Consider the following 6,664-nt stretch of genomic DNA (forward strand, 5'->3'; position numbering starts at 1 on the left):
AACACACACCGGACCAGGCCGGAAGGTTTAATCAGTCTATGTCCGTTGCAGGGATCCGGGTCGACATCGCACGGCAGAACCTGGGTGTGGCAATGCCCGATGACGGTCACGGATGAATCGTGACTCGATCAAGTGGCAGATTCCCGTGATCAGCTGCGGTTAGGCGTAGACCTTGGTCATTTCCGGATCGTAGAGTGGCTTGGAGGTGACCACGGCCGGATAATCATGGCCAAGAAATCTGATGTGTAACGATTTCCCCGGGTAGGAGTATTTGATCGGCAGGTACCCGTAGACGATGGTCTTCCCGACCGAGTATCCAAAGTTGGCGGTCGTCACGTTCCCGATCGGTTCGCCATCGGCGATGATCGCTTCATAACCGGTCGGGACGCACGCAGGATCATCCACGGTCAGACACGCCAGTTCTCGGCGGAGCCCGTCGGCTTTGAGAACCTGGGTCGCCGCCTTACCGATGAAGTCGTCTTTGGTGAGCCGGGCGGTCCAACCAAGGCCGGCTTCGTAGACGTCATAGTCGGCATGTATGTCACTGCCCCAGAGACGGTATCCCTTTTCGACGCGCAACGAATCCCTACACGCCAACCCGGCCAGGATGAGGTCGTGCTTTTCGCCTGCCTGCCGGATCTCGTCCCAGACATGGAGGCTCATGTCGGTCGAGACATGAAGTTCCCAGCCCAGTTCACCCACATACGAAATACGCATGGCGAACACCCTGGCCATCCCAACGTCGATCCATTGGCCGGTGTAGTAACCGAAAGCCTGGTTCGAGAGATCGGCTTCCGATACGGACTGGAGGATGTTGCGGGCGTTTGGGCCGAAGAGGCCGATCGCCGAATAGGAGTCAGAGAGGTTCGTGACGACCACATCGTTGGGAGCATTGCGTTCGACCCAGTCGAGGTCCTGTGGGAGGGTTTCCTCCCTGGTGAACATCCAAAAGCGGTTGGATGCCATACGAGCTACCACCAGGTCCCGCTTGATTCCTCCGGACCTCGTGAGCCAGCAGGTATAGACCGCTTTGCCGATCGGACCATCCATACGATTTGAACATAGGTAGTCGGCGAACCTGGCGGCGCGCGGCCCTGCCACGTCAATAATCGACAGTCCACTCAGATCGAATAACCCGGCAGTCTCCCTGACAGCCAGGTGCTCTGCGCCCACGACTGGTGACCAGTACTTGGCGGAGTAGCCATTCCGGGCGGGAACCGCCTGGCTGTATTTGTCGAGAAGGTTCGCATTGGAGTCAAACCAATTGGGCATTTCGTAGCCGGCGAAGGTAGTGAAGGCGGCTTCGGCCTCGACATGGCGGCTGTGCAGCGGGGTCCTGCGAACGTTGCGAGGGTCACTACTGGGTTGGCGCGGGTGGACGATGTCATTGATTTCGCGATAGTTCGTTGGTGTGACTCGTTCGATGAAAGCTGGAGTGGTGACATGACTCTGGAATCGATACAGATTGCAGGCCCGCATGTCCCATTCGGTTTCGCCTGTGGTCATCCATTCTGCCAGAGATTTGGCGATGCCCCCGGCGTGGCTGAGCGAGCCGGCGTTGGCCGACCAGAGGCCTCGTATCTCCCTGGATTCACCGATGATCGGCATTCCGTCAGCAGAAACCGCGGTGAGGCCATTGAAGGCCGAGTCGAATTCGGGTTGGCGATCTCGGAGCATCGGAATCAGCTCCTGGGCCCGCGACCAGGGTTCCGCCATGTCCTGCGGGGTGAAGCTGCGCCGGGCCGTTGGGCCGACATCCTTCGGATGCACCATGTGAGGTGGGTGGTTGTATGAGCCGAGGCCCAGGGCGTTCCAGTGTTTGCGGTAGTACATGGCGCTGTCGAGGTCGCGCAGGATCGGGAACGTCATTTCGTCGTCGAGGTTGGTCGGGAGGTACTCCGCCAGTTCGGGGAGGGCGGGCGTGATGGCGTATTGGTGCTCGAAGGCCATCAGCGGTACCCCGAAACCGAAGGCACCGCGGATGGCGGGGGTCCAGATGTTGGCGGCGATGACCACGTGGTCGCAGTCGATGTGGGCCAGAGCCGGATTATTCGTGCTGACGCCCCTCACCCGACCGTTGATGCTTTCAATGCCTTCCAGTTTCGTGTGGGCATGAAAACTCGCTCCGAGCGCCCGGCTCCGTTTCATGAGGTCTCCGACGACCTGGTAACCCTTGATTTGCGCCGAGGCGGGTGCGAACAGGGCGCCTACGAACGCTTCGGGGTCAAGGATGTGCATCTGTTTGACGGTTTCGGCCGGGGTGAGCAGTTCGGTTTCGACATCCCATCCGCTGCACTCGCCGTGTAATCGAACCAGATCTTCCATACGCTCGGGGGTCCTGGCGAGCTCGAGCCCGCCAACGCCGACATAGTGGCGGTGCTTGTCGTCGAGTTGATCGAGTCCGGCGTAGAACTGTGATGAGTACACGGCCATCTGGGTCAGTGTCTGGTTGTGGCTGACGGCGACCACACCACCGGCCGCATGCGAGGTCGACCCGGCGTTGATCGGGAGTTCGCCTTGGTCGATGACCACGACCTCTTTCCACCCGTGCAAGCTTGTTAAGTGGTACGCGGTGAGGGCGCCGATGATGCCGCCGCCGACGATTACAACTTTGCCTGGCATGTATCTCTCGTTCCCGCTTTGTTCTGCCTGAGCAGTCTGGCTGATCGATCAACATACTGCACTTCCAACTCAGGTTTCCTTCATTGTGCAGTCGAGTTGGATCGGGATTTGAATGTGGGTGAAGCCGACGTTGGACGGGCGCGGGGCCGAACTAGAAGGTCGGATAGAACGCGATGGCGCCGCCGCCGGAGACGAGGACGACCGATGCCATCGAGAAGATCATCAGGTCGTATTCCCATCCGCCGCTCGCAGCCCAGTATGTGCTCTTCCACTTGAAGATGTGGAACGACATGGATCCGACCATCGAGCCCATGATCACCAGGGCGGCCACCTGGGGGAGGATGCCAAGGATAAAACCGAGGCCGCCCGATGCCTCGGCGAAGATCAATCCCCACGCGATGGGGACACTGAGGCCGTTGTGCTGAGCGAACGCACGCACATCCGTGAGTTTGTTCCGGACGGCCACGACGAATACCAGTCCGACCACGAGTCGGACGAGCAGGAGTGGGATGTCCGGGTATTCAAGGACAGATTCGAAGAATTTGCGGGCGCTGTTGATCATTGGCTTCTCCTGATTGCTTACCCAATACAACCCGCGCCTGGCCAGTTCCACGCGTAAATGTCACTTCAACGACAGTTGGCGGGTACCGGATGGTTCGTGTCATGTGGGAGACCCGGCTTCACCAGCTACAGTCTTGTCGATGGTGTCAGACCGCTTCGCGCCCTTCGGGGCAACGATCTTTACGACGATTACTGCCCTGGCGAGAGAGCACCAGGCTATCGACCTCGGCCAGGGGTACCCCTCGTGGGAAGGTCCCGACTTCGTCAAGCAGGCCGCGATGAACGCGATCGTCGGTGAGTCGAACCAATATCCACCGTCGATGGGGATCAGTGTCCTCCAGGAGGCGATATGCGATCGTTTTCTGCAGGTCAGCGGACTCCAGATCGATCCGCTTGTCGAAGTGACGGTGACCTCGGGGTGTACCGAAGCCCTGGCGGCCACCTTTCTCGGCTTGGTAAATCCCGGCGATGAGGTCATCCTGTTCGAACCGACGTACGATGCCTATCCGGTTGGTTGTGCCATGGCCGGCGCCATCCCGCGCTATGTGACTCTCCATGGGCCGGATTTCAGGTTCGATGAGGCGCAACTGCGGGCCGCGTTTGGTTCACGGACCCGCTTGATCGTCGTCAACACCCCGCACAATCCAACCGGCCGGGTGTTCGACGCCGGCGAAATGGCCCTGATCAGCGAGTTGTGTCGGGAGTATGACGTGGTCGCCGTGACCGATGAGGTGTATGAGTACATCACCTACGGGCGGGACCACATCCGGATGGCGGCCCTGCCAGGCATGTGGGAGCGAACCATAACCTTGTCCTCGATCGGGAAGACGTTCTCGCTGACAGGTTGGAAGACCGGTTGGGCGATCGCTCCCGCTCACCTGACTCAGCCCATCCGGGCCGCCCACCAGTACCTGACTTTCACGACCCCTAATCCCATGCAGCACGGTTCAGCGGCCGCTCTCCGAGCCCCGGAGGCCTATTTCACTGAGCTTCGGGCGATGTACCTATCGAAACGAGACCTTCTTGTCGATGGCCTGAGATCGGTCGGCTTTACCGCCGAGGCTCCCGAAGGCGCCTATTACGTCCTGGCGGATCATCGACCTTTCGGGCTGGGGACCGATGTCGAGTTTGTCCAACATTTGATCACCGAGATTGGAGTTGCTGCCATTCCTCCATCGGCGTTCTATCACGGTTCCGACGAGGGAACCCACCTCGTTCGCTTCGCATTTTGCAAAGACGAGAGAACCTTGGAACAAGCGTTGGAGAGAATGTCCAGGCTGTAGCCAGTCTTGTGGTCTAGCTGAGTTCACGCTGCCCATGCCCTGGCGGGGACCGCTAGGCGAGCAGCGTTCGAATCTGGCGAATGGCCACGATCAGGGGTGTCAGGTCTTCGTGTGAGGCGTTTTCGAAACTTTCCATTACGCGTTCGATGCGAGCGATCTGCTGGCCGTGACGTTCCACGTATTGTTCGACGGCTTCGGGTCCGGTCAGTCCATCGGCCCGTCGCAGGACGGCGGCCCCCAACCGGCGTCTGAGTCCGATGAGGTCATCCATGATGCTTTGTATCGCCCATCGGTCCCAGGGGACCTGTGGCACGAAGTTCTGTTGGACTTCGTCCAGTCGATCAAGAGAGACGACGACGCCAATGTTGAGCATCACCTCTAGGCACTCGATCGGGTCGCGATCGTATCGCTTGGCCAGTCGTATTGCCCCCGGCGCATGGACAAAGAGCGGCGTGTATGCGTGCCAACGCGCCACGTCGGGGGGAACATTGGATATGACGAGATGGTCGATCGTGCTTGCCCGGGCGGCCCGCCAGTAATCGGATCCACCTTGGTCCATGATCTGCTCGATGGCGATAAAGCCCTCCACGGAGGCCTCGACGACCTCGCCGATCGGGGTGCTTTCTGGCACCTCGGCGAGATAGCGCCTGGTCAACGCGGCCACGAGCCCATCGGCTCCAGACATGAGTTTGTGCCAGATGCCGGTTTCGACGGTATCGAAGATCGCTTCGATTGCCTCCCATCGCTTGACAACCCCACTGGCGTCGCGGGCGATCTGATAGGCCTTGACTACTTCCTCAGGTTTCGCCCCTGCCCGGCGACAAATGCGCGATACAAAGGTCGGCCCTTCAGAATTCACGACTTCGTTGGAGAGAATGGTCGCGATGAGCCGTTTCCGAAGCGGGTGCTCACTGATCAAGTCCCCGAATCGTTCGACGATGGCAGACGGGAAGTACGTATCGACGTCGGCAATGAAATAGACATCATCGGGCAGCCCTGACGCTTGGATGGATTCTCGGAGGCTCCGCTTGGAGTAGGCAACGAGCACGGCGAGTTCAGGGCGGGTGAGTCCCAGTCCCGACGTCCGGCGTTCAGCCATGATCTCCGAGCTTGGCAATCCCTCCAGCTCACGATCGAGCATGCCGTCAGCTCCAAGTTCGGCCATGAGATCTTCGTAAGCGTCGAGTCGGGGAGCCGAACTTCGCACTTCTTGAGAAAGGATCTGTGCCTGTAGATAGTTGTCGTAGAGAACCGCCGCAACAACATCCTGGGCGACCTGAGCGATGAGCTCGTCGCGTTCTTCCAGGGTCAACCGCCCGGCTTCCATGGCCAGCTGTAGCAGTATCTTGATATTGACTTCTCGGTCTGAACAATCGACTCCGCCAGAATTGTCGATGAAGTCCGTGTTGATATTCCCGCCATGTTCGGCGAACTCGATTCGGGCTTGCTGGGTGAAACCGAGGTTTCCTCCTTCGATGACGACCCGGGCTCGCAGTTGAGATCCGTTGATCCGTAGACCATCGTTGGCGCGATCCCCGACATCGGCGTGCGACTCAGACACAGACTTCACATAGGTTCCGATTCCACCGTTCCAGAAAACGTCTACGGGGGCTCGTAAGATGGTCGAAATGAGTTCGGTCGGGGTGAATTCGGCGATGTCGGTGCCGAGTGCAGTCCTGGCCGCATCCGAGAGGGTGATGGTTTTCGTCGATCGGGGCCAGATTTCGCCACCCTCTGAGAGAAGCTCCCGGTTGTAATCGTCCCACGAGGACCGGGGCAGGTAGAAGAGGCGCTCCCGCTCGGCGTGACTGCGGGCGGCGTCGGGATTCGGGTCAATAAGAATGTGTCGATGGTCGAACGCCGCCACCAGTTGAATACGATCGGAGAGGAGCATGCCGTTGCCGAAAACATCGCCAGACATGTCCCCGATACCGATCACCCGAAACTCGTCAGCCCCTGGGTCCAGACCGAGCTCGCCGAAATGGCGTTTCAGTGATTCCCATGCGCCTTTGGCGGTTATGGCAAGTGCTTTGTGGTCGTAGCCGGCGGACCCTCCAGAAGCGAACGCGTCGCCCAGCCAGAAGTTGTACCGGGCAGCTATTCCGTTGGCAACATCACTGAACGAAGCGGTTCCTTTGTCGGCCGCCACGACGAGATACGGATCGTCGTCGTCGTAGTGGCGAACCCGGTCAGGGTGC

Annotated in this window: 4 protein-coding genes; 1 reads left to right on the forward strand and 3 read right to left on the reverse strand. The window is 59.5% G+C overall.

The window, feature by feature from the left end; translation table 11 throughout:
- Nucleotides 1–159: 159 nt before the first annotated feature.
- Nucleotides 160–2,622 (reverse strand): FAD-dependent oxidoreductase, encoded by a 2,463-nt coding sequence (locus tag JJE47_01885; protein MBK5266162.1) that lies wholly within the window; start codon nt 2,620–2,622, stop codon nt 160–162.
- Nucleotides 2,623–2,773: 151 nt separating this feature from the next.
- On the reverse strand, nt 2,774–3,184 hold the full coding sequence (locus JJE47_01890; GenBank protein ID MBK5266163.1) for a DoxX family protein: 411 nt from the start codon (nt 3,182–3,184) through the stop codon (nt 2,774–2,776).
- A 139-nt stretch (nt 3,185–3,323) separates the two neighbouring features.
- Here JJE47_01890 and JJE47_01895 point away from each other — a divergent pair, with 139 nt between their 5' ends.
- Nucleotides 3,324–4,466: an aminotransferase class I/II-fold pyridoxal phosphate-dependent enzyme gene (locus JJE47_01895; protein ID MBK5266164.1), complete on the forward strand. Its 1,143-nt coding sequence runs from the start codon at nt 3,324–3,326 to the stop codon at nt 4,464–4,466.
- A gap of 52 nt (nt 4,467–4,518) precedes the next feature.
- Here the strand turns inward: JJE47_01895 and JJE47_01900 are convergent.
- On the reverse strand, nt 4,519–6,664 hold a 2,146-nt coding region (locus JJE47_01900; GenBank protein MBK5266165.1), incomplete at its 5' end, for an NAD-glutamate dehydrogenase.

The organism is Acidimicrobiia bacterium (assembly GCA_016650365.1).
In the GTDB taxonomy this organism is placed as follows: Bacteria; Actinomycetota; Acidimicrobiia; order Spongiisociales; family JAENVV01; genus JAENVV01.